The following is a 25082-nucleotide window of genomic DNA, read 5'->3' as shown; positions in this document are numbered from 1 at the left end:
GATACAATAGCCATTATTTACTAAACTGTTAAAAAGGATAACCAATCCCAAAATTGAAGAGGATTTCAGAGAGGTCGAAACCGGTGCGTTGGCCGACAGGTAAATAGGGTTTGCTGAAAGGGCTGGCCAAATCGAGTCGGATAACAAAGTTTTGGATGTCGACCCTTAAGCCTGCACCGTAGCCAATGCCCAGTTCCTTAATAAAATCTTTGCTGAATTTTCCGCCCGGCAAGGCTGCGTTTTCATTATTGAGCCAAACATTACCAGCATCGACAAAGAGCGCTCCTTTTAAGAAAGAGTAGATAGGGAAACGGTATTCAATGTTGGCTTCTAAACGAATATCGCCAGCTCTGTCGAAGAATGCGCCTTGATCTTCTACGGTAGGATCATAAGAGCCCGGCCCAAGTGATCGGGACCTAAATGCTCTTACGCTAGAAGGACCACCAGAGAAAAACTGCCTTGAGAACGGGAGCGTTTCGGAATTACCATAAGGCAAGCCATAACCGCCAAAAATTCGTCCTACTATGGTTTGTTTGCTGCTGAGGCGGTAGTTGTATACAAAGTTTAAATCTGCCTTAAAAAACTGCGCATATGCAATGCCGAACAGCGTTTCTTGCCCATCGCCATTGGAATCTTTGCTTACCAAATCCAGCGCATTTCCTGCAAACTCAAAGTTGGTTACTAGCAGAATAGGGTTTCTCTTTTTGCCTTCTGTAAGCTGATTATAAATAAAACTATAAGTGGTTCCAGTAATCAACTGTTGTTCAAAACTACTTTGAAGGAAACTGTTTCGGTCGAGAATTTCTTGAAAGGCTGGAGTAATGTTAGAGGTGTTTACATAATTGATATTTATGGGGTTGAGCTCATGGTAAATGGCCTGGGTATTTCGCCAGTTATAACCAAAACTGGAATTTAACGCATTGAGATTATAGAGGTCGCTGCGGCTAAATAAATCGTAACCAAGCTTAATATTGGTTTTCGGCACCGCATAAAGCACAGTGTCCTTTACATTAAAAGGTAGAAGTAAGCGTGGAATTACAAGCCCGGTTTCTAAACCAAATTGTGTACTGCTCAAACCTTCTGCTTCTCCTGAACCCAATTGAACTTCATAACCAAAATTTCCAGATAGGTTAAGTGTTTCTCCGCCTCTAAAAAGGTTACGATTACTGTATACCACCGCCAAAGCAGGGCCGGCAAAACCATTCGATTTGGTGACTGCTTTTAACTCTGCCCGAACGGATCGTTTTTTTAATGGAGACAGGAAAATATTGGCATCTAAGCCTAATGTGTCTTGGTCGGTTACTTCTTCAAAGGCGGGTTCGTAGCGGATATTCACAAATTTATATGCGCCAATGGAAGACAAGCGGCTACTGGTGAGTCGTGAAATTTTTGGATTATAAACTTGGTCTTCTTTAAACAATATGTAGGGAGTCATTCGGTTGGGTTTGAAGAACTCTGGGTCTTGAATAAAGTTAATTCCGTTTACGGCATAGGCGTCTGCCTTCGATGCCTTGTTGTTAAAGGAGTAATCTGGGTTAACGTAAACCTTATTGAGTTTATAAGGCAATAGAGCTTTTTGTGGCACTTCTTTTTTCAACCTTAAAAACAGGTTGAATCGCCTGCTATTGTATTGGTTAGTGTCGGCTTCGAAAATCAGGAAGTCTGCATTGAAGTTATAATAGCCTCTTTCTTTTAAGTAGGTATCTATTCTTTCGCGTTCTTGCTGCATCATGTCTAAGCTAAAGCGGCTACCTTTTGTAATGGTGCTTTCTTTTAATGACTGTGCAATGCCCTCGTAAATTGTACCAGCTGCGGAGTCCAGTTCAAACCGCTCCAAAGTATAGGGTTGGCCTAATTCTACGCTGTATTTTATACTGGCCAGCTTCTTTTTTGTGGTGGTTAAAGAGGAGACCTTGGCATTGAAAAAACCGTTGTTTTCTAGCCTGTTGGTAATTAAGTCCATGGTACGGCTAGAGTCTACATCGGATAAGTAAACCGGTTCTTCGCCAAACTTTCTGTTTAAATATTTATTTATAAAGCCGGGGTTTTCTCTTTGAGATTTATAATGGGCATTTAAACCCACGCGCATGCCCAAAAATGTAGAATTGGGTTCTGGCCGTAAAAGTCCCTCCAGTTCTTCTTCAACCCCCCCAATATTTTTCACCGAATCAGGGGCGCTAATGGAAACACTAGCCGATTTCAATAAGTATTCGTCTGTAGGAATAAACCGCCTTACACTGCAAGAACTGAACAATACTAGGCTCACGAGCAATGCAAAAATTAATCGAACCGATGACTGACGAAAACTCATTTATTGTTATTCTCTTTTTCCTGTTTCTCTACTTCTTCTTTTACCTGTTTGGCAAAAAGCTCTTTGAATTTATTGAACTCGCGGGTAAACACCAGCGCAATACCCGAAACCGTCAATTGACCATCAATTACGCCTTCGTATTGGTTTCTACTAAAACCTTGGAGGCGCAATCGTTTATCTTCCGTTAGCAGGTATTCTAAGCTCACATTGCCAATAATTGGTGCTCCTTCCGAAGCACTTTGGCTACCGGCTACATCTACTTCGCTACCTACTTTTACAATCAGTCGGTCATTGAAAAACTCCTTTTTGGCGGTAATGCCAAGTTGAGTTTGTATTTGCCCACCATTATTTGCGTTACTATTCAGGTTAAAACCCACATCGATACCTGTATTGCCAAAGATTTTTTCGGAGTAATTATTAAGCTGGCCAGAAAGTACATTGTTTACATTATCTAAAGCCATTGATGTAGGCCCTCCGCTGCTGCCGTCACTTCCTGAGCTTGGGAAGAACCGATTTAAAACTAGCAATGAAAATACCTGCTTGTTCAGTTCTTCTTCTTGACTATTCAGTTGTTGAACTTGGCTGTAAACGGTTCCGCTTAATGAGCCTCTTTCTTCTTCTGGCATGTCTAAATTGAAGGAAATGGTAGGGCTGAGCAATTCGCCATCTACATTAATGTATACATCGAACGGAAGCCGCTGCTGATAAGAAGCTTCGGCACCAGTAGCTTCGGCAGATGTTCTTATCGCCATCAAAGGTTCAACTGATGTTTTAATGTTGTATATCGCGCTTACGTCAAGTTCGGCATCGTAAGGGTCGCCCGACCACGAAATGCTACTGCCCGGTGCAATTTCGAACCTGCGTTTTACCAAGTTGAAAACATTGGCTTCGTAATGGCCGCCACTTAATTCATATTTACCAGAAAGACCAATTCTGCCGTTGGGTTCTATATTTAGGTTGAAATCTCCATTGCCCACTACACGTAAATTGTCACCTGTAGATTCATCAATAATAATGTTGAATTCAGAATTATCGCCTATGGAAATAATGGTTTCAATGTCATAGCCAGCAATTACGGCAGAGTTTGCGGAAACCTCGCTCGGGTCTGCTTTTGTTAAAATGTCATCGGGGTTTTCTCTGTTGACAAAGAGCACTACTCCTTCACGTTCTTTTAGCTCTAACTGCGATTCGGGCACCGTAAATGTGAGCGTTGAGCCATCTATTACTTCTAGATTTCCTCTAATTTTTGGGATGTTCAAATCGCCAGTAATGGTGAGGTCTGCCCCTACATTTAACTGCCCATAAAAAAGGTCGCTGTCTTCTTTTTCTGAATTAATGACCCTAAAATTATTGGCCTGTACTTTTATGTCGAAGGTTGGGTTTACTAGGTCATCGGTTAAAATTTTTCCCGCCAGTTCAAAGTCATTATTGTCGCCATCGGTTATGGTGAAACTATCGAGAAATAGCCCCGAGTTATCAACCTTTAACTGTTCATTGTCAATACTAAAGCCTGCGTTCAATTCATTCACCAAAAAACCAACCTGTTTAAAATTGAGTGTTCCAGTATATTTTGGCTCATTCACATTTCCAGAAACGTCTACTTTTGCAGAGAGACTACCCTTCGATTGGGAAAGGCTATTATTTGAAAAAGCCTCTATGGCCGACATTTTTAATTCGTTCAAGTCGAGGTTGAGATTTAAATCACCACCGGTAGCCGAAGCAGTGTAATTTCCCGTCAGATTTAGGTCTGCATTATCTCCTTTCAACGAAAGATCAACCTGATATTTTTCAACCCCTGCTCCTTCTGCTTCTAATTTCAACTGCCCGAAAGGTACTTCCATAACCGCCAAATCTGAAATATTTAGCCCTGCAATTACTCCAAAACCACTGAAGGGGTTTTCCATGATAATATCACCATTGAGTATTCCAGTGGCCAGTGGCTTTTCGGCATTAAAAAGGCTGGTGATTGTGCTTAACTGGTAATTACTAAAAACAGCGCCTAGGTGTTTCTGTTCATGACCAGGCAATGTTGTGCTTAATGTTACCTTCTGTGCCCCATTGGAAAGCTCAAAACCATTGATGTTGATGTATCTACTGGCCAGCGTAACCTGATTGCTCTCTAAAATATTCCATTGTTCACTATTGAATATTAGGGTGTCAGGAATAAAGTGTACCTGAATGGTGTCGCCTGTAAGGTTCACTTCTGAGTTAATGTTGATAAGTGATTTTTGATTACTGATAATGTTGAAACGAGAAGTAACTGTACCTGCATCTACTTTGCCCTGCAGTTTGGTTTTGTCAATTGTAACTGGGCCAGAACTTACCTGTGACCAACCCAAAAGGAAGTCTAAATAATCGTCTTTTCCATTTATTTTGAAGCCCAAACTGTCGATTTCTGTGCCCTGAAAATTGATGTATGGCGCCATTAGTTCTGCTGAAAGCTTGTTAGTCATTGCATCAAAATCAAATTCGAAACCAATCGTATCCATGCGTTCTAAGCCTTGTAAAAGCACTTCTGAAACTAGGGCGGTTGGCCTTGCCACCATCGTCATTTTTAAGGTAGCATCAGTTTTAAGAGAATCTTGGGCTGAAAAATTTCCACCATTTTCGAGGTAGCGGGTAAACTCTTGTTGCAATAGCGGAAGAATTTCCATTAAGCCTTTATTGGCCACAATTTTTGCATCAATGGTTTGGCTGTCGATCATTATATCCAGAGTATCGGCAGCTGATTTAGCCACTAGATTGAAGCTTCCGAATGTGTAAGCCTCTTGGTTATAAATTGCTATACCATCATTCAGTTTAGTTTTTAAATCGAAACTTGAAGCATTGCCTTCAAAGCTAGCATCTAAAACAAAGGCAGTTTTTATATTTCGTGAACTCAAACCTAAAGCGTACAAATCGGCTCCTTTCACAGTTAAATTGGTATTGATTTTTGGCGCAACAGAATCAAGCGCTAGCTTAGTTTCCATGGCCATGTCTAGGTTTTCGTCTTTAAAACGCAAGTCGATATTTCCATTTCCGTTAGTGATTTTACCTGACAATTCCAGATTAGAAAAATCGTACCCGTTGTATTTTAGTCGTTCGAAATCTGTTTTTAGCTCTGCGGTTAATTCATTCAAGCTGGCTCCGCTTCCTTTTAGTTCTACTGTAAAACTGAGCGTATCGAGTTGTTCATTCTGAAGCAATCGATTGAGTTGAAGTTCTTTTGCAGAAAGCATTGCATCAAAAGTGATGGTTTTGTTTTGGCTGAATTGGCCCTTTACCTCAACATTTCCACTTGTGGTTTTGAGTATGAGGTTGGTTTGCGCATCATTCAGGCCGCCCTTGAAAGTTCCGGCCAAGGCCATGTTTTCTGGTAAACCCAAGCCTAAACCTGTGGTATCTATAATTTGAGAAATGTCGGTTCTGGTGGTTTTGGCGCTTAAAGTTGGCAGGTCGAGCCTTAACTGATCGGGGTCTGTTGGGTTGGTTATTCGGCCAGCAATATTGATAGCGGTTTGCTTACCCCAATTCACCAGAGCCTCAGAAATTTGTAAGTCGGTTAGGCTGCCATTTACATTCAGCTGCCCAGTAATTTTCCTTTTAGAAAGCGACTGAAGGGATTCATTCTGAGCCAATTCTGGACTAAAGACTGCTGCTTCGAGCAAGTCGATTTCAAATTCATCTAAATCGGCAGTAATTTGAGTTGCGTCAGGGTTATTGATGAAGTTCGTTATGGAGGTATAATTCAGGCTTAAATCACCCGAAAGCATATTTCTCGTTGTAGCAAAATCTAGCGATTCAATTGAGAGTGATTCGTCAGTCACATTCAAATCAAAAGCCAGTTTATTCAGTGCAAGCCCACTTCTTTCAGTAAAGGAAAACGTATTGATAGACATATTCGCTTTGCCCGGTTGGTATTCAATATCATCTGCATCAAAATTAAAGTTTTCGACTACTAGCCAATTGGGGTTGAAAACTCCATTTTCGGGTAAACTGTCTATGGTTTGAAAGGTAATGTCATTCTTACTGAACGATATTTCATTGACCTCCACGTTCCAATTCGGCCATTCAAAAACAAAAGGTTCAGATGTTGAAGTTGAGTCTTGCGGAACAGCTTGGGTATTATTTGACAGCTGCTTTACAAAAACTTTGGAGTTACCTAAGCTCAATTCATCCAATACAATTCTTTGTTCTGCTAAGTTGGCTGTTGGCAGTTCAATCCGAAAATTTCCGATATCGAGTTTTGCGGTAGTTTGGTCTGGAATTGCATTATAATCTAGGCTTACATTTTTCAGTACTAATGCACTTACAGAAAGGGTGGGCAGGACAGAACCTTCAGTTTGTTCGCTATTGGTTTGGGCTGTGTCTACCGCAGTTGCTTTACTGAGTTCGTATTTGATTTGACTATCGGCAATGGAGAGTTCATCAATTTCATAGATCATTTGCTCTAGGTCCAAGGCGTCTACGTCCAAATGGAGCTCACCTAAAAGCGCGGTGGCTTTCATGCCCATTAGCGCATCGTTATAGGTAATGTTGAAGTTGCTGAGCCTTATTTTTCCAATCTCAACCTCTGGGCTGGCCGAAGAAGCGGTGTTGGTTGCAGTAGTATCTGTAGAAGCAAAAGCCTCGATTAAGAAATTGTAGTTAAAATTTTCACCTGAAGCAGGTCGGTGAATATTGGCTTTCAATCCATCCCAGTCAACAGATTTCACATTGATGCGATTTCCTTTGATTAAAGGAATTAGCGCTACAGAAAGCTCTAAATCTTTAGAATAAACAAGCGTGTCTTGCTGCTCATCTTCCAAATAAAGCCCTTCTACATAAAGGTTACCCGAGAAAGTAAGGTACAGCCTATCGATGCTTACTTCGGTACCAGTTTTGTCAGCGATAAAGCTTACTGCCTTATTAACAATTATATTCTGACCCCAAGGGCTGCGAATAAAAAGAACCAGCAAACCGAAAAAAATAAGCACACCGATGATGACTCGGGTCAGTATTCTTAAAAAACGATTCTTAATTAATCTTTTCAATGTAAATTTTATCCTCTACAAATAACTTCATAATTCTCCATAGGGGTTATGAAATGTGCTTTTTAATTAACCATGCGAGGAGGTTTTGGTTTATGAAGTGCGCGGAATAAATTACTAATCGCTTAATGTAGATCTTCTAATCAATCATTTAATTCTTCAGTTTAATCGCTGATTCTATAGTGAAAGTATCGCTTTGCCCTTCCTGAGAATTCTTTCCAACCATTACTCTGAACTTGCCCGCTTCAACTACCCGTTCCATGTTCCTGTTCCAAAGGGAAAGATCTTCAGGTTTTAAATCGAAACTCACGCGCTTGCTTTCTCCAGCATTGAAGTGGATCCGTTGAAAACCTTTGAGTTCTTTTACCGCTGTGGTTACAGAGCTGATCAAGTCGCTTAGATAAAGCTGTACTACTTCTTCACCAGCCTGAGTTCCAGTGTTGGTGACCGTCACTTCGATGTGAATTTTTCCTTCCCCTTGGTTGGTAATCTGAAGGTCTTTATAGTCGAAAGAGGTATAGCTTAAACCGTAGCCAAAAGGGTAGAGCGGTGTAATTTTCTCATCGACATAGCGGTGGTTTCTGGTGGGTTTGGCACTGTAATACATGGGCAATTGGCCAACACTTCGGGCAAAGGTAACAGGTAAACGACCCGCAGGATTATAGTCTCCAAATAAGGTTTGCGCCACCGCCAAGCCTCCTTTTTCTCCAGGAAACCAAGCCTCTAAAATGGCAGGCACTTTCTGATCTAAACTGTTAATGGATAAGGGGCGGCCGTTGAGCACAACACATACTACGGGAGTTCCAGTAGCAAGAATGGCATCCACAAATTCCTTCTGAAGTCCGTAGAGTTCTAGGCTGCTTACGTCTTTATTCTCTTCAACTAGTTCGTTCGATTCACCGACCACCACAATGGCCACATCTGATGATTTTGCCTGCGCGATCGCCTCGGTCAAATCTGGCTTTTGCATGTTCCAGTTGAGATAAGCTTTGGCGCCATAACCACCTTCCCAAACGTCCATCCTGATTTTGTATTCCTTTCCTTTCACAAAATCCATAGGCGCTGTTTCGATGCTTGTCGCTCCCTTTTCCCAATTGTCAATCACCAGTTTGTCGTCTACCCAAAGCCTTACGCCATCATCGGAACTTACGGCCAACCATCCGCTAAATGACTGGTCTGGCTGAAGGTAACCTTCCCATGTGACAGAGAAGTGATCTTCACCCACTCCTTCGCCCGGAGAGCCCGGCCATTCAAACGCGACTTGCTTATCAATTCTAGTGAGCACAGGTTCGCCCTCTACATTTCTATTGTTGAAGAATGTGGCATTCAATCCGTTTTGCGATTTGTCTTTGGTTTTAAAGTTGGCCATCGGAATGGGCTGACCTTTATAAATGAGGGGAACACCTTCGGAATACACTACTTCCGTATTTTCTCCGAGCAATTGCTTTACCCCTTCATAAACCGTGATGGCTTTTTTGTTTTTTACAGAATAGCCACCCAAAACGGACTCATTGGCCAAAGGTCCTAGCACTGCGACTTTCTTCAAGCTTTTACTGAGGGGCAATAAATCTCCTTCATTTTTAAGCAAAACCATCGATTTTAAGGCTGCTTCCAAGGCCAAGTTTTGGTTTTCCTGATTGTGATTTCTTTCGTCAATAAGTCTTTGTTCTGTATATGGGTTTTCAAATAACCCCAACAAGAATTTCAATCTCAAAACACCTGATGCTGCTCTGTTCACTTTTGAGATATCAAGCGATCCTTCGTTCACCAGTTCAATAATGGTTTGCTGAAATTGATCATTTGGGAAGTCGTAAAACTGCATGTCGATGCCCGCAGAAATGGCTTGTCGGATAGATTCTTTTGGAGAATCGCTGGATTTGTGGCTGCTCTGCAAAAAACGAATCGCGCCAAGGTCAGAAACCACGATGCCTTTAAAACCCCATTCATTTCGGAGCACTTCGGTCATCAGCCATTCATTCGAGGCATTGGGAATTCCATCTATTTCGGAGTAAGCAGCCATGGTGCCCAAAGCGCCCCCTTCCATAAATGCTTTTCTGAATACTGGAAGGTAATCTTGCCTTACCGACCTTTCTCCCAACAAAACGGGACCCGCATTGCCTCCCGCTTGTGGAGATCCGTGGGCGGCAAAATGTTTGGGTTCTGCTACCATCGAGCGGTCAGAACTCAAGTCTTTTCCTTGGATGCCTTTGATCAAGGCGGTACCGAGTTCAGCAGATAAGTGAGTGTCTTCTCCCAGCGTTTCGGCAATTCTTCCCCAGCGAGGTTCTCTGCCCAAATCGAGGTTGGGGCCTAAACCAAAATGTACGCCATGCGCTCGGCCTTCAGTGCCAATAACCTCACCTACCTTTTCCATTAAGGCTTTGTCCCAAGTAGCGCCAAGGCCAATATTCATGGGGAAAGCAGTACTGCCCTCACCCATATAGCCGTGCAAAAACTCGGACATGAGTAATGCGGGAATTCCCCAACGGTTATTGTTGATGATAAATTCTTGAAGTTGATTGGCTGCTTTGGCGTCTTTCGGATAGTAATCGTGTACCGCGCCTGCACCCAATTTTTCTCCTATTAACTCTTTGGCGAGGGCTAGGGAAAAGGCTTCTCCTTCTTTAAGGTTAGCCCCATTGTACATGTCCATTTGCCGTACCTTTTCTTCCAAAGTCATTCTTGAAAGAAGGTCAGCCACTCTTTCTTCTACCGGAAGCTTGGCGTTTTGGTAAGGGTATTTTTGGGCAAATAGTGATATGCCCACTACTTGGCAAAGTATGATTAAACTGAAAATTCGCTTTTTGAGCATCGGTTTTTTATTCTCTTAATTCAAAAAATTAGCCCTCCACTTTTCGCCTTTTTTGCCATGGACAGGCTTTGCTGAAAGGGACAATTTACGGAAATGAGTTGGGATATTTATGCAATGGTGGAGTGCTCTGATTTCCCGACAGTTTACTTCTTAGAATAAATGAATAGAGCTACGTAGAAGATAGAAGTGCTTGATAGCAACCTCTGATAGGCCTCACCCTTTTATCCCTCTCCTTGGAGAGGGACAGCACGTTCTGCTAGGTTTTGCATAAGTGCTCCAATCTTACACGCTATACCCTCTTTTTCAATGGGTAAACTTCCTCTGTCTTACCTCTTGTAAATATTCTCTTAAATGTCTTTCTTTATCATAGAAAAACATACCTCCCGCTTTCACCCATCATGCTTTTCTGGAAATTGTAAAAGGTGCTTATAGCATACCTATTGAGCGTTATATTATGTTGGGTGCAAGCCTTCTAAAGTCTCCACCAGAAATAAATTAATATTTTGAAAGACAAAATTTAGAAGAAGTATCTTTGCAACGAAAATGGACAACAGACAAACTTACATATCAATAATTACTAAAAGATTAACGTATCTTCAGAAAGAAGTAGAGAATTTTAATTCATTAAATTTAACTGATATCAATGTTTTTGCTGAAAATTTTTATCGAGACTTCTTCAACTTAATTGGTTTTAAATTTAACAATACAAATTTTGAAAGTAATAATTTTGCCCATATAGACTTACTTGACTCAGTTAATAAACAAGCTATTCAGGTTACGTCCCAAAATGACAATATTAAAATTAAAGAAGCGATTGATGGTTTTTTCGCAAAACCAGAAAATCAATATTATAAATTACAATTATTGCTCATTTCAAAAGATGCAAAAAATTATAGAACGAAGTTCGGGAATAATTTTAATCATAAAGAAGATGTCTTGGACATTAAAAGACTTCTTGCAATCATCAATGACATTAAAGAAATTGATAAGATTAAAGATATTGCAGACTTTTTGAATAAGAATGTATTAACAGAAAGGCGAAAAACAGAATGTTCAGAAGTTGAGACCATAATGGAGCTTATTAATTATCTTAGTTTGAATAAGAACAGAATAATTATTGACAGAACTGTAAATGTTGACCCAACGAATAAAATTGAAAATAGATTTAGTGAGCATTCAGAGTATCTTAAACAACAATACGCGGGTTTATGCGGTAAATATAATAGTGCCTTAGTTGAAGCAACATCAAAAATTGATGGTGTGGAAGCAGAAATAATTGCAGATTTTTTAAGGGATGAAAGTGATATTATCTTGACTAAGGAAAATAATAATGCAAAACTTGCATTGCATTCACTTGTTGAATTATTCTATGAAAAACTTTCTGAAAACGGACTAATATTTAACAAACAAGCAATTAAGTTTTACTTGTTAGATGAATTAATTAAGTGCAATGTTTTTCCAAACAAATAAGATATGCTAGTTTCTAAAGACGAAAATATTAAGACGTCATCAGTTTATGTCGCATCTCTGATTTTAAAACTAATTCAGAAACAAAAGGTTGATAAGATTTCTATTTTCGAAGTCTCTAAAGAGCTAAGAAAACATAATATAACTCGTTATCGACACTTGTTTTTTGGTCTTGCATTTTTGTATTCTTCAGGCATAGTTGATTTTCAAGAACCTTTTATTTACGTCAAAAATAAGAATGATTAAAATCAATAGACTGTATAGCGAGCCTGAAATTTTCACACCAATATCTTTTGATTTTGGAGTCAATATAATAATGGGTGAAAAATCAGAAAAGACAAATAAGAAAATTGGTGTTGGGAAATCAGTATGTATTGAATTTATTAACTTTTGTCTATTAAAAAGAAAATCAGATAGTCGGTTAAATTTGATACCAAAAAAAAATGCTGACATTATTGAAAGTCAAATAAAATTAGACTTCGATTTCAATAATAAAAAGGTTGTAGTATCCCGCTCTATTAGTAATCCCGAGAAAGTTTCAATTCAAATTGATGACGAGAATATTTATTTTGAAAAGTTAGATGATGCTTCTGATTATCTCGGCAATCTCTATTTTCAAGATTACCCAGCAAAGACTAGGCGACTAAGTTTTAGAAACCTGTTACAACCGATTATAAGAGACGAACGATCTGAATTTAAGGATTTAATAAAATGTTTTGACACAAATAAGTCGGTTCCACCTGATTATAGTCCTCATCTTTTCTTTTTGAATGTAGGTCTTGAAAAATACAAAGAAATAAAAAACGTCAATGAGACACTAAAAAAGAAAAGGGCTTTTTACTCTGAAACTAAAAAACTTGTAACAAATAACAGCGAGATAAAAATTCAAGATGCTAAAGCTCACCTCAATGAGTTAGAAAGTGAAGTTGAAAAAGTTAATAAGGCAATTGAAAACTTGAAAACCAATGAATCCTTTGAATTAATTCAGGAAGATTTAGTGAAGCTAGAGGCGAAATTGGCAGATTTAAGAACAAGACAACAAGCGATTAAATACGAGATTAAACAAATAGATTCATTTCCCAAGCCTGAAAGTATAAATGAAAATGAAATTCAAATAATTTTTAATCAGTTCAAGAGTGGTCTGGGAAACTTAGTTGAAAAGTCTTTGGAAGATCTGAAAGAGTTTAAGAATAAGATTGATGGCTTTAGAAGCTCAATTGTAAATGACCGCTTGACAAGCTTAAAAAATGAACTATCCGAACTTAACTCAATCGTTAGAAAGCTTGATGAAGAATATTCAGAAAAGATATCATTAATAGACAATGGAGAGGTCTTAAAAGATTTAAAGACGTCCATTAGAGTTTTCAATGAAAAAAATCGAGAACTGAATAATTTACGTTCATTAATACAGAAGTATGATGAATCAGAGCGAGACAAGAAAAAACTTGAAGCGGATAAAGCCGTTTTGATATCCGACTTGGAAGAAGAATTATATAAGAATGAAAAAGCATTAAAGAGTTTTAAAGAATCAATACTAAACATTCACGAAAAAATTATGGGAAATCGTGAGGCACATTTTGAGATTAAAACAACAAAAAATCAAAGTGTGGTTGATTTTATTATGAGAACTGATGATGACGGTAGTCATTCCACTGAAAGAATGAAAGTGTTTATTTATGATATTGCATTACTGCTGAATGAATATACTCGAACAAATCACCCAGGATTCTTAATTCACGACAACATTTTTGAAGACGATGATTCAATTGAAAAAAGTCTTAATTTTTTGTTTGAGTATAATAACAAAACACCAAACGAATTTCAATACATAGTTACTCTTAATAGTGATTTGATCGAATCGGCTTCAAGGAATGGAAAACTATTATTTAAAGTGGATGACTTAAAACGAGCCGCATTCACAAAGGACGATCGATTTTTGGGTATTAAGTATAACGAAACTAAATAGAAAACAGAAAGCCAGCATCCTACATTATGTACGAAACCATAATCGCACAAGGCAAAGCTACGATTCATACATAAATCGTCACCCACAACTCAAAAACCCTTTCCATCAACAGCCATTTTTCGCCAGGCTGAGCGGAGGGTAAGGCTTGTTGATATTTCTACCTATTGCGTTTTATTTTGATCACCTAAAACTCTCACATTGCAATTGGCAGTTTCGTAAAAAGCTGAGCTATTTCTTAAGAAATATATTCAATAGAGGAAGAGCGAATTTATGTAAGGCCATGTAAATTGGCTTTTGATTTAACCACCATAAATCTTGTGCAATGTCAAAGCATCACAGCTACAATGTAAAAATAGAATGGACTGGAAATAAAGGAACGGGTACTAGTTCATACCGAGCTTATGAAAGAAGTCATAGTATTCAGGTAGAAGGAAAACCAGAAATTTTAGGTTCGTCCGATCCCGCATTTAGAGGCGACAACACCAAGCACAACCCTGAAGATATGCTAGTGGCTTCGCTGTCGGCTTGCCATATGTTATTTTATTTACACTTATGTGCGGACGCTGGAATTACGGTAGTGGAGTATGTTGATAACGTTTCGGGCATAATGGAAGAAACGCCCAATGGCGGTGGCCGGTTTACCGAAGTAGTACTAAGGCCAACCGTTACGATTACAGAGAAAAGTAGAACTGAAGAAGCTAATCAGTTGCATCATAAAGCCAATGAACTTTGCTTCATTGCCAATTCTTGTAATTTCCCTGTTCGGCACGAACCGAGTTGCCAAGTGAGGGAATAAACGGCTTTCTCAATAATTAAAAATTAACGGTCGGGGCCTGTCATCTACCTAATTGTGGCCATGCAAAAGATTGTTACACCTATCAGCGCTAATTCATTTTACTTAATTGGTCGACCTCTTTTTCGAAGAAACTTTCAATACGGTGAATTCCATAGCGCGGAGCTATATTATCTTGGGCCATCATGGTGAGAAAAAACTCATATGGCCCGTAGGTTTTTTGTGAGGTAAATGTTTTTAATAACCCAATGAGCAATTTTCTTAAGTAGTTGGGTATATGGGTAATTTTAACAGGGTTTTTCCAAGCTTTAAGGGCTAGTTTTGCTATTTCGTTTTGAGTAAGAATGTCTGGGCCACCGACTTCAATTTCCTTTTGATTAGAATAAGCTGCATCTACTACCACTTTAGCAAGGTCTGCTCCGTGGATAGGGTTAAGCTTAAACTCACCGTTTCCGAATAGGTAGACTCTTCCTTTTCTAGCCATTTCTAAAAAGTCTTTCATGTCAGAAAAAAAGCCATTTGGCCGGATAATACAGTAATCGCCACCCCAGTTTTTTAGGGCATTTACAAACTTTTCTTTAGCAGCCATAATTTTGAGGTGCTGCATTTGTTCGCCATTAATGGCTGAAATATAGATGAACTTTTTTATGCCAGCTTTTTTGGCCTCGATGAGCAGATTCATGTTGGCTTGATAGTCTACATCCATATAGGTAGCACCATCTTTTTGGCGAGTTATACCTACTGTTGAAATGAGTACGTCTGCTCCTTGAAGAACACCATTCAGAGTTGCTGGTTGAGTTACTTCAGCGGTTATAATTTGCTGAGGTTTCAACCCAAGCACCTGTAGTTTTATTTCGTTTCGAGTGATTGCTTCAAAGTCAGCATTCCTAAACTGTAGCTCTTTAATAATATGTGTTCCCAGATAGCCGGTCGATCCTGCTACGATAATTCTTTTTGTATTCATTTTGCTAAATTTTCTAATTATTCGCTTTTAGCTTTGTCAGTAGTTCGGCAATAAAGACGATGTGATTTTGTAATAATTCAGTTTGATTAAATGTGCCGCTGAGGTAAGTATCCAATTCTGGGCAGTAGTACATAAACGACCCTGTAAGGCCCGAATGGCCAATAATTGTGAGTTTTGGTAGTTCACTAGAAAGCTCATTGAGCACCCATTTTCGTAAGCCGTAACCATAATAAGTACCCTTGCTTTCGGGAATCCACTTTTGCATTTGGTTTAGGGTTATGCCTTTGATTAAATCGCCATTTAATAGCGCTTTTAGAAATGCGTTTAAGTCTTTTCCAGTACTTCTTATGGCTCCACCAGCCCAATCGGCACTTAGGCTTTTGAAATGACTTATTTCCGTTGGGCCAACATAGATTTCAGCTAAAGGGAAATCAGGCTGTTGAATGGGTTCTGACCTTAAATTCATACTTGTTAATTTTAGAGAAAGGGGTTTGAACAATGATTCTTCAAAGTATTCGTGCAGCTTTTTTCCAGTGATTTTTTCAATAATCAAACCAAGGAGGACATATCCTGTATCGGTGTAATGGTAGCCCGACCCGGGTTTAAATAGTGCTGAAAAATTCTCTTTCGAAAAGGTTAGTACTTCTTGTGGCGTCCAAAAACGATTTGGCTCTACAAAGAGTACTTGAATCATATTTGGTTGATCACCCTTAGGACTATCCTCAAAGTAATCGGCCAGCCCAGAAGTGTGGTTTAGCAAGTGATGTATTTTTAGCTCATTCGTGTAGTCTTGCTCATTGATTACATGAAGGCCACTAATCATATCACCTAAATAGTCTACAACTCTATCGTTAAAGCCGAGTTTTCCTGCGTCTACAAGTTGAGCAATGGCCACAGCTGTGAATGTTTTACCAATACTGGCCGTATAGAATGGTGTATTGGAAGTAACCTTATTTCCATTTTTGAAAGCTCCAAAAACGAAGCTTTCATTTATTTCTAATTTGGCTGACTCCATTTGGAAGAAGGCATTATGCACGCCTTCTTCCTGAGTATATGTATGGAATACTTCCTTGATTAGCTTAGTTCTTGTTTGCGGATCTTGTCCTTTTAAGTGGCTACTGATAAGAAAAACCGCTACAAGAATGCCTAAAATGAGTATTCTAATTTTCATGATTCTTTACTTAAAAGTAGATTTTGTACATCAAGTTTGGCAGCAAGCCGAACTGAGTGCTGTAGCCAACTCCTCCTGGTTCGTTTGCATCGTAATACTCTCTCAGTTTCCCTTTATTGTCGGTTATGTTTTCTAGGTTAACTAACAGTTCGTGGGTAGTTCTCTTTTTGTCCCATTTAAAGCTTGCAGAAAGTGTAAGGGCATAGAGATCTTCTAAACTGTTTTGGTAAGCTTTGCTATAATCCCAAAACTCATTATTGTCTGGGTCTACATTTAAGCTGCCTGACTCCGTTCTAAGTAGGGGGAGTATTTTTTGTCCTCCTTGTAAAAAGAGTTTAGCGTTAATGGCAATGGTCTGGTTTTTCTTTTTACCTAAACCTGAAAACTCTCGACCGCCTAAAATATTGATGCGGTAATCACTATCAAATCGAGTACTACGCTCTACACCGTCTAAAGCGGTATAGTGAGATTCGAAGACAGAGGTATTGGCCATAAAGTAGTAGCCATTGGCAAAGCTTCTGTTTATGGTAAGTTCAATACCGGTATTTGTTCCTTTGCCTTCATTTACTAAAGCTACATAAGTAACATCTAGGTCTTCATTTACGGTAGAGAAAATACTATTTACATTGTTTTCAACGGGTAGATCATAAAGATCTTGATAGTACATTTCTAGGGTAAAATCCCAGTTTTGATTGATTTTGTAGTTGTAACCCAATACTAGATGATGTGCTTTTAAAAGATCAAGATTTAAATTGGGCTGTGTAAGGTTGCCATTCCCATCTCTTATTTGAGCGAAATAATGATTCACTCCTTCCATGGTGCTATGGTTTCCATAACCGAAATTAAGCTTGCTCTTCTGGCTCATTTGCCAGCTTAGGGCTAATCTGGGCTCAAGTGTGTGTTTTTTGTTGAAGAAAACGTTGGTATTATGTACTCCTGCTACAAGGGTAACATCCTGATTGAAACGATGTTTCCAGCTAATATAGCTTCTCATATTGCCCATGTTTTCGTTAAAATCTAACACCGGAGTAGCTTGGTTTTCGCCAAAATCTTGACGGATTTGTTGATTCTTATAATCAAAAAGGGTGTAGATCACTCCCGCCTGAATTTTATTTTTTGCATTTAGTTTATGATGATAGTTTGCCTGCGCTCTATATGCCGATTTTTGTAAATCACTTTTCAAACTATGAATACGTTCTGTATCGCTTTCATTGCGGAACACATCATCTTTTACTCCATCAAAAGTGGCCGAAAGCCCAGTTTCAATAAAGTTATCATCTGTAAAAAAGTAGGTATGGCTAACCCCTGTATTGAGTAGGAAAGACTTTTTGTCAAATTCAGTTTGAAGGTTCGGAATCATTTCGTCTGATCCAGGAATATTCCAGTCGTCTGGCTGAACATCGTCAAAACCAAGGCTGCTTATTCCCCCTAAAGCGTATACTGAAAAGAGCCCGGCTTTCTTTGTAGGCAGGTGAAACTTAACCGCGGCATCTTGAAACTTAGGATTTCCCTCTACATCTAAAGCCCCCAATTGATTTAATACATCCGCAGTTGAGTAACGATAGTTGATTAGGTAAGAACCATTGTACCCTTTTTTTAGAGGTCCTTCTAAAGTAAGGTCTGTACCCAATAAACCAATACCAGCAATAGCTTCTTGCTTTTCGTTGTTACCTTTTCTCAATTTGATGTCATAAATACCTCCAATTACGTTTCCGAATTCTGGTGAAAAAGCGCCCGTAAAGAAGTCGGAATTGGCTAACAGGTTACTGTTCAATATTCCGGTGGTACCATTAATCATTCCTTGATCACCAAAGTGATTTGGAGTAGTCATTGGCATGCCTTCTAGTCTCCATTGCACATATTTTGGCGAGTTTCCTCTTACTATAATATCGTTTCCGCCATCTCCAGCATTCGCAACACCAGCAAAGTTAGAGGTGATCATAGCAGGATCGTTAAAACCTGTTGCCATCCGTGTTAGTTCTTCCATAGAAATAGACCGGCCACTGATCAAAACCATTTCATTAGCGGGCACGCCTTCTTCAATTTCTGGAGTAACCACTATGTCATCAAGGTCTATGGCTACTTCTTGCATTTGAAGCTCCAAGACGACTTCCTTGCCTACATTAACAATGATGTTTGATATGATTCTGCTTTCGTAACCTACAAAGCTTAACTGAAGCGAAACACGACCAACCGGTACATTTTCTATCCTAAAGTTTCCGTCTGGGTCTGTAATGGTTCCTTTTAATGGGTTACTGTCTACGATTTTGATGTTTACCCCATAAATTCCTGATTTGCTGTCAGCATCTACAATGGTGCCGCGAATGGTTTGGGTAGCGGAGCTATCTTGAGCGTTGACCGCTATTTTGGTGCATAGTAGCACCAACATAATTAATAATAAACGTTTCATTTTTTTTGAGCTTTATTGTTTGAGATTGAATTTGATGGTTGTCTGAATCGATTTTCGACAACCATGACCTGTTTTCTAATTAAAATTCGTTGATGATTAAGGCATCTAATACTTCATTAATTGGCTCCCAGCTATCTTGATTACTGAGCATAATGATCATGCTGTTGGTTTCTGGAAGTAGGGCGATGATTGAAGTGAAACCGTCAATATTTCCACCATGGTTATAAATGAGCGTACCGTCTACTTTTATGGTGTACCAGCCTAAGCCTGGGGTAAAGAAATTATCTTCTGAATGTGGTTCGGCAAATATTTCTGCTTTCTCTGCTGCGGAAATAAAGCTGTCGCCCATCATTGCATCGCCCCATTTTTCAAGGTCACCAATGGTGCTTATTAAGTCGCCAGCGCTGTAAGCAATTTGCATTTGATAAGGAGCTACTTCAACACCGTTTAGGTAGCCTTTTGCAAAGTTTTCACCTTCAATTTCATTTTCGCCTTTTTCTGTGTTTTCCAAACCAAGCGGACCGAATACTTTGGATTGTAGGTATTCATGATAGCTCATATCGGAAAGGGCTTCTATCAATAAACCTAAAATGAGGTAGTTTGAATTTGAGTAGGCAAACTGTGAACCTGGCTCGAACAGAAGACCGTCTGTTTCGGCAGACTCTTTTAGTAAATCGTATATGTCATTTGGAGTGAAAAATATGCTCGATTCTTCCACAGCATTTGTATAGTCAGGAATACCTGAATAATGAGTGAGCAAGTGCCTTAAAGTAATTTTGTCTCCATTGGGAAACTCATCATCAAAATCGCTTATAGTCTGATCGTAGCTATCAATAAGTCCATCGCGTTTTAGAGCGGCAAGCCCCATGGCTGTAAAAGTTTTGGTTACAGAGCCAATTCGGTAAATTAGGCCAGGATCATTGGTGATGTTTTCTTGCGCATCGGCCATTCCAAATCCTCTTCTTAGAAAGTCGGTGTTTCCTTTTCTAATAAGTATACTCCCTTGAAAACCATTCTCTTCTAATAAGGCTTCAGCGGTTGTATAATCTGGTATTGGCTTATCGTCATCGCTGCATGCCGTAACCAATGCGATGATGACTAAAATGAATAATTGTTTAATTGTTGTTTTCATAGTTTTTGATCTTTAAAAATTTGATGGTTCAAAATTGGTGAGCCTATGAACCGTAATCGTCCGAGGTTTTATTTCAGGCCTTCGATTATGAGAAGTCGGACTTTTTTATTTTTCTGAGATGAGAGTCCATAAACCCCACATCGTTTTCTGAATCATAGTCCTGTTCAAAGCCTACATTCTAGCTGTTGTTTTTGGCTTGCGGATAAACTGCGATAAAGTTTTTTCTTTCAAATGTCTGGCAAAGGCAGACTCCAATCGTCCGTACTAGTATATACAAGTGCTGTGGAATGAAATTTAGGACTTCTTATAAAAGGAATTCTACGCCTTGTGAATAGTGCTTTGTATGCGTTGCATGAAAAACAGGGTAGCGAGCATAAAAGAAATTACGATAAGGCCTAGTAACCAATAGCGGCTTAGAGAACCGTCTGTAGTTGTGTAGAGAACAAGGCCAGCAAATGCTGCGGCTAGGGCACTGGCCAATTGCTGTACTGAAGAGTCAAAAGCCATAAAGGCACCTCGGTCTTTAAGTTTTGGCACTTCCATTCCTAGGGCTGTAGAAGATACCATTCGGGCATTGATACCGATAAATAGCAAGGCGTGAATGGTTATTATCATTGCAAAAGTAGCTTGTTGCAGGTTAGAGTACATGGCAATCGCCCCGATTGAGAGTACAGTTCCAAAAGTAAAAACCTTCAACTTACCGAGTTTGTCAGAGAGCCTACCGAAAACAGGGCCAAATAGTAGAGTAACACCACCAGTAACTACATAAACGAGGGGTATTTTTTCTAAACTTAACTTTAAATTATTGGCCATGTAAGCAGCGTCAAAAGTGAGTATGAGCACATCGCCTATTACAAGAAAGGCGTTATTCAAAAATACATTCCAATGGTTTTTTTTGTGAATAACTTGAAGCACTTTTTGCCAAGGCATTTGATTTTGAACTTGCTTTAAGTGCTCTGTTAGCGGCTGCATAAAAAAGACCAATGCCAGACCTATTGCTAAACCTAAAAAAGCAATAATCCAATATGGTGTTTGCCAAGTAAATGTATTCGCTGCGTAAATGGCCAATGGTAAACCACCGATTTGGCCAGCAGCATACGACATTTGAACAAAGCCCATAACTCGCCCCCTTTGGTTGAGTAGAAAGAGGTCGGCTATAATTGCAAAACAGGTAGAACCTACTATTCCACCAAAAATGCCGGTTACTATTCTGGCTGCTAATAAAACCCAATATGAGGGAGCCAAGGCACAGCAAACGATACCTAGGATAAAACCAAAATAAAAGAAAAGCAGGTAAGATTTTCTATTATACCGATCGGCAAAACCCGTTGAAATAAAACTGGAGATGGCAGCACTGAAAGCATAGGCGCTAGCCAAGGCTCCAAATTGTTCAGTACCTAAGTTAAGCGCAGGTAAAAGAATGGCGCTTAGGGCAGAAAGTAACATGTAGTCTACCACAATGGTAAACAGGAGTAGGGATATGATTACCGTTATTAGTACCTGATATCTGTTAAGTGGGGTTGCCTTAATGCTTGTATCAGTCATTATATTACTGCTTCATCCAAACTTTTGGAGTGGTGCCCATCTTCTTTTTAAAGAAATCATTAAAAACTGATTTTGAAGAAAATCCGCTTTCATAAGCTAAGCCAAGGATTGAAAAATGGCTATTGGCGGGGTCTTTAGCTTTGTGTTGAAAAAGTGTTAATCTGTGTTCGTTGATAAACTCATTAAAGTTCTTACCCATTTGGTCGTTCAAAACCCATGATAATTTGTTAGGGTGGAGGTTGATTAACTCTGCCAGTTTTCTTAATGATAATTGATGGTCTGTAACAAGCTCTTCATGATTCATGGCTTCACTAAGGGCTTTCATAATCTGTTCAATATCGCCCTCTGTTAGTCCATAGTTATTTACCGGAACCAACTGAGAGGTTTGTTGATGAGGTTTGTGCGTTTTTTGGTCGCCAAAATTCATGGCTTTCACTACTTCTTTAAAACCTAGATCTTCACGAATATTATCCCAAATCCAATAATGTTTTAAGGTAACCAGCATGGTAGAGCGAGTTTCAAAGCCTTTCTTTAGAAGTGGAACCGCTTTTTCTGGCATTTTCAGAAGACTATATAACTGAGCCTTATCGCAAGGATCTGGCGTGTTTAGGTTTTCAATATCCTCGATTACATTTTCTTTTTCACCACTGAGAATACGAATACTAAGGCGGTCTATATTAGCAAGGCCTTGACCCTGCATTTTATTTAAGGCCATATCCACATAATCAAAAGCGTTTTCAAAGTCGCCTAAACAAGCGTAAACTAGGCCAGCCCATCGCATAGATTCGGCAAAACTTTCGTCTAGCTGAATGCTCGTTTTAAAGGCCTCCAATGCAGGTTCAAATTGCTGGGCAAAATAGTAGCATAAACCAAGTTGCCAATGGGTTATGGCATGTAGGGGGTCTTTGCTTACCGTTTCTTTTGCTATACTAATGGCCAGTTCATAATCTTTTTGAATGAAGATGTAATAGTAAGAAATGAAGTCATTATCTGAGGTCATTCCATATTTGATGGCCATATTATATGCCGCGATGGACTCATCCCATTTCCAGTCGTAAAAAAGGTCAACATTGGCAATCACTTTATAGGCGCGTGCCTCTTCTTTATTAATTTCTATGGCCTTTTCGGCAGATTTTCGGGCATTTTTAAAACCTTCTTCTGGTGTTAATAAATTAAAGCCGCTCATATGAATGTATGTTTCACCCATGTAAGCGTAGGCTTCGGCATAATTTGGATCGAGCGTAACGGCTTCTTCAAAAAGCTTTAAGGCCAGCTGAATGTCATCAAAATCCTTTCTTTTAAAATGGTAAGTTCCCTTTAAGAAAAGTTCGTAAGCCTTAATGTTTTGGGTTGAAGGAGAAACTAAATGCTCATTAATTTCAAGGTGACCGAAAGTCTCTCTGATTTTTTCAGCAATTAGTAAACTAATTTCATCCTGAAGCTCAAAAATATCTGTGAGATTACGGTCAAAATTTTCCGACCAAATATGGAAGCCGTTATCTGTTCTTATCAGTTGAGAAGTAATTCTTACTCGGTCGCCAGATTTGCGAATACTGCCCTCTAAAACCGTGGAAACGCCTAATTTATTTCCAATGTGGCGAACATCTTCCTTCTTGTTTTTGAATAGAAATGAAGAAGTACGGGCAGTTACTTGCAAGCCTTCTACTTTGCTTAGCGCATTGATTATTTCTTCCGTCATGCCATCCGAAAAATATTCATTCTCAGGATCAGAGCTTAGGTTGTCGAACGGAAGAACAGCTATGGATTTTTGGTTAATCAAGGGGAAATTAATTGATCCTTGACCGAAAATACGAAAGTGTTTTTTTAAACTCTAAATACCTTCTTTATTTTCTCTTTATCCCGTTTGAAGAAAGTGGCGATAAGTAGGTTTTGTGGCTTGAAAAGCAATTTGATGGTACTGAAAAATCTTTTTGTTTATGTGTTTTTACAGGTAGTTAAAATCAAGAAATGAGCTTAACTACCTGTTTTGTGAATAAAAGCACTACTGATATTTGATCAGTTTAACCTTGAATACTTTTACACGATTGACGAAACCTGAATTGAGCCCAAGAACATCACCGTTTCCTATTTTTTCTCCAAAGCCTATACCATCAGTGCTGTTTATTAACTCTTGGTAACCATCGCCAAAAAGAATCGCATCTGCGCCTCTTTTTTTGGCTTCTTCGATTAGCGCAACTTTAATGTCTTCTGGGTCATTAGCGAATTCTCGACCTTCATTTTGCATAAAACCCATAACCGTATATTCACGCTTAATGTCTTTCGAGTCGAAAAATAACTCCACTTCTGAGGTGGGGTTGAATTGATTACCGATGTAATTAATTTTTGGTGAGCATGCACTGATGAAGATGATAAGCACCACACTTAGTTTGAACGTTGTTTTCATAATGTTTTTGTTTTTGAGTTTGAAATAGCCTTCGGGCTGACTGTAACTCAAAAATGGAATGGATAAAGGGGCTTATCGTCTTGATTTACCTTTTCGTACTTTTTTAGCGTAAATCCGCACCTTTTGAGGTTTTCTAAGAGAGCGCTATTATTCCTTTTTTGCTGATGTCTTCAATGCCTGATTTTGTATAAAATCCTTACCCGTTAGCTCAGATACATGGACACTGATTTTTTCAATGGGCCAGTTCCACCAAGCCATTTTTAGCAATTCTTTAATGCGTTCATCACTAAACCTCATTTTAATAATTTTTGCCGGATTGCCCCCAACAATACTATAAGCAGGAACATCTTTGGTTACTACAGAATTTGCCCCTACAATGGCTCCATCTCCTATTGTCACCCCGGGCATAACGGTTACATCATTACCTAACCAAACATCATTTCCAATATGGGTATCTCCTTTATAGGGATATGCCTTTCCGTCCATAGCTTGTTCCCAGCCTTCGAAAATAGCAAAAGGGAAGGAGCTGATGGCATCTGATAGGTGGTTTGCTCCGTTCATTATAAACTTCACTCCTGAGGCAATCATGCAGAATTTTCCTATAAACAATTTATCACCAGTGAAATCGAAATGATACTTTACGTTTCGCTCAAAGTTTTTTACATCTTCAAAGTCGTGATAGTAGGTAAAGTCGCCCACTATGATGTTTGGGTTTTGAATTATGTTTTTTAAGAAGCATAATTGCTCGTACCCTTTGAGTGGAAATGTTTGATTTGGATCAGGAAAATTCTTGTTATCAAGAGTTGATTCTTTCTTTGTTTTTGAATCCTTCATTTTTAAAGGTTATTGGTAAAAAGGTTTAATGATTAAGCAAAAGTAGATTGCTTACAAAGAACGGTCGTACTGTAATGTAATTCAGGCCTTAAAAATACCTTTTTATGAAATATGGGACTTTTGAGGGTCACGTCCTGAAATAGGTTGACACAATTAATTGATAACTGTCAACTAAAATCAGGACGAGACAAGCCTTACGTGTCTATTGGTTCTAATTCCTTAATTCAAATGCTGATTATAGATAGGCCTAAAAAACAAAAACCC

The 25082-nt window shown here is 39.0% G+C and carries 15 protein-coding genes; 4 read left to right on the top strand and 11 right to left on the bottom strand.

Features of this window, described 5'->3' with window-relative positions; all coding sequences use genetic code 11:
* Positions 1-28 precede the first annotated feature (28 nt).
* From tamL to OB69_RS00065, 3 genes are all read right to left on the bottom strand, one after another.
* The gene (tamL, locus tag OB69_RS00075; protein ID WP_053221645.1) at positions 29-2311 is read right to left on the bottom strand and encodes a translocation and assembly module lipoprotein TamL; all 2283 of its coding nucleotides are present in this window, start codon (positions 2309-2311) and stop codon (positions 29-31) included.
* On the bottom strand, positions 2308-7323 hold the full coding sequence (locus tag OB69_RS00070; protein ID WP_071426667.1) for a translocation/assembly module TamB domain-containing protein: 5016 nt from the start codon (positions 7321-7323) through the stop codon (positions 2308-2310). Before OB69_RS00070 ends, tamL begins: the two co-directional genes overlap by 4 nt.
* Positions 7324-7471: 148 nt before the next feature.
* Positions 7472-10132 (bottom strand): glycoside hydrolase family 3 protein, encoded by a 2661-nt coding sequence (locus tag OB69_RS00065; protein ID WP_053221643.1) that lies wholly within the window; start codon positions 10130-10132, stop codon positions 7472-7474.
* 543 nt (positions 10133-10675) lie between these two features.
* Between OB69_RS00065 and OB69_RS00060 the strand changes: the two genes are divergently transcribed.
* The 4 genes from OB69_RS00060 (at position 10676) to OB69_RS00045 (ending at position 14361) form a co-directional block, all read left to right on the top strand.
* Complete coding sequence (locus OB69_RS00060) at positions 10676-11602, top strand: SMEK domain-containing protein (protein ID WP_053221642.1); 927 nt, start codon at positions 10676-10678, stop codon at positions 11600-11602.
* A gap of 3 nt (positions 11603-11605) precedes the next feature.
* Positions 11606-11845, top strand: coding sequence for an ABC-three component system middle component 6 (locus OB69_RS18960; RefSeq protein WP_053221641.1), 240 nt, complete (start codon positions 11606-11608; stop codon positions 11843-11845).
* A complete protein-coding gene (locus tag OB69_RS00050) occupies positions 11838-13565 on the top strand; it encodes a DUF2326 domain-containing protein (RefSeq protein WP_053221640.1) in 1728 nt (575 codons plus the stop codon). Before OB69_RS18960 ends, OB69_RS00050 begins: the two co-directional genes overlap by 8 nt.
* Positions 13566-13887: 322 nt before the next feature.
* A complete protein-coding gene (locus OB69_RS00045) occupies positions 13888-14361 on the top strand; it encodes an OsmC family protein (RefSeq protein ID WP_053221639.1) in 474 nt (157 codons plus the stop codon).
* An 88-nt stretch (positions 14362-14449) separates the two neighbouring features.
* Here the strand turns inward: OB69_RS00045 and OB69_RS00040 are convergent, their stop codons facing one another.
* From OB69_RS00040 to OB69_RS00005, 8 genes are all read right to left on the bottom strand, one after another.
* Positions 14450-15322 carry an SDR family oxidoreductase gene (locus tag OB69_RS00040; protein WP_053221638.1) on the bottom strand — a complete coding sequence of 291 codons (873 nt, stop codon included), beginning with the start codon at positions 15320-15322 and terminating at the stop codon, positions 14450-14452.
* A 13-nt stretch (positions 15323-15335) separates the two neighbouring features.
* Positions 15336-16493: a serine hydrolase domain-containing protein gene (locus OB69_RS00035; protein WP_071426666.1), complete on the bottom strand. Its 1158-nt coding sequence runs from the start codon at positions 16491-16493 to the stop codon at positions 15336-15338.
* Between the two features lie 10 nt (positions 16494-16503).
* On the bottom strand, positions 16504-18903 hold the full coding sequence (locus tag OB69_RS00030; RefSeq protein WP_053221637.1) for a TonB-dependent receptor: 2400 nt from the start codon (positions 18901-18903) through the stop codon (positions 16504-16506).
* A gap of 79 nt (positions 18904-18982) precedes the next feature.
* Positions 18983-20035 carry a serine hydrolase domain-containing protein gene (locus tag OB69_RS00025; protein ID WP_053221636.1) on the bottom strand — a complete coding sequence of 351 codons (1053 nt, stop codon included), beginning with the start codon at positions 20033-20035 and terminating at the stop codon, positions 18983-18985.
* A gap of 318 nt (positions 20036-20353) precedes the next feature.
* Positions 20354-21580 (bottom strand): MFS transporter, encoded by a 1227-nt coding sequence (locus OB69_RS00020; protein ID WP_053221635.1) that lies wholly within the window; start codon positions 21578-21580, stop codon positions 20354-20356.
* A gap of 4 nt (positions 21581-21584) precedes the next feature.
* Positions 21585-23360 carry a helix-turn-helix domain-containing protein gene (locus OB69_RS00015; RefSeq protein ID WP_053221634.1) on the bottom strand — a complete coding sequence of 592 codons (1776 nt, stop codon included), beginning with the start codon at positions 23358-23360 and terminating at the stop codon, positions 21585-21587.
* 222 nt (positions 23361-23582) lie between these two features.
* A complete protein-coding gene (locus tag OB69_RS00010; RefSeq protein WP_157608443.1) occupies positions 23583-23984 on the bottom strand; it encodes a hypothetical protein in 402 nt (133 codons plus the stop codon).
* A 147-nt stretch (positions 23985-24131) separates the two neighbouring features.
* Positions 24132-24818 (bottom strand): CatB-related O-acetyltransferase, encoded by a 687-nt coding sequence (locus OB69_RS00005; protein WP_053221632.1) that lies wholly within the window; start codon positions 24816-24818, stop codon positions 24132-24134.
* Positions 24819-25082 lie beyond the last annotated feature (264 nt).

The sequence above is a fragment of the Roseivirga seohaensis subsp. aquiponti genome (assembly GCF_001267955.1).
Lineage (GTDB): Bacteria > Bacteroidota > Bacteroidia > Cytophagales > Cyclobacteriaceae > Roseivirga > Roseivirga seohaensis.
The sequence above is the reverse complement of the archived record's forward strand: the minus strand, read 5'-3'. Positions and strand labels throughout refer to the sequence as shown.